Annotated in this window: 1 protein-coding gene; it reads left to right on the forward strand. The window is 45.5% G+C overall.

All coding sequences use genetic code 11. The features are described from left to right. Positions 1-1,086 (forward strand): type VI secretion system protein TssA (gene tssA, locus ACTHUR_RS11700; protein WP_440398684.1); only part of this gene is annotated, 1,086 nt, incomplete at both ends.

Consider the following 1,086-nt stretch of genomic DNA (forward strand, 5'->3'; position numbering starts at 1 on the left):
ATACTCGGTGATGAAGGTACATCTATCACCGATAACAATATCCATCGCTGGCAAGAATGGTTGGAGCCTGTTTCAGACAACCATCCTTGTGGCGAGGATGTCGCCTATGCAGATGATTTTGAAGCCATCAAAATTGAGTTGGCCAAACTTTCGGGTATGGATTACCGATTGATTTTGGATGCTTCAGAACGCCTGCTGAAGCGTGAATCTAAAGACCTGAGGGTGGCAACCTATTACATTTTTGCCTCGCTGAGAGACAGAGGTTTGGCAGGTTTTTCAGACGGCTTGGAGATTTTGTGCGGGTTGCTGCAAAAATTCGATCAGTCGCTGTGGCCGAAAAAACCGGTACAAAAACGTAATGCATTAAATTGGTTGTCCGGTGAAAGGGTGTTGGATACGCTTAAAGAAGTAGGATTATCCGATTCTACGGAGCTTAAGCGGACATTATCGGCTTTGATGTTGTTGCAAAATTACTTTGAGGGATGGGAAGAGGCAGTACGCCCCAGCTTATTTCCATTGTTGCAATATTTTGAAGAGTCATCTGTTCGTTTTTCATCTTCTCCAACAAGTTCAAGTCAAAATCAGGAGACCAGTGCGCCTGTTGAGCAAGTGGCAACGCCACAAATTCATCAAGAGAGTCGAGGGTCGTCTGAAAGTCTGACTGTCACAAAGGTTAACTCTTCTAAAGCCTTGCTTGACCAAGTCAGGATTAACGCTGCCTACTTGAGAGAACAGGATGATGGTTATTGGTCTGCAAACAAGATGATTCGGGCTGTCCGTTGGGGCGGATTGAACGGCATTCCTCCGCATCAAAACGGTCAGACGCGGTTGAAGGCTCCGAGGGCAGATTTATTGGCAAACTTGAATCGTTTGGTTCAGGAGCAGCAATGGCGCGATTTGCTCGATAAAGTGGAAGCGGCTTTTTTGGAAGGTGCTAATCACTATTGGCTGGATTTGCAATATTACGCATGGCAAGGTCAGCAGGCATTAGGTGGTTTATATCTTTCCCAAGTTGATTCTTCGCTATTTGAGTTGAAATCCTTATTGACCCGATGCGAAGGCCTGACCGGTTTAAGTTTTGATAAC

It is taken from the genome of Neisseria sp. P0021.S007 (assembly GCF_051956855.1).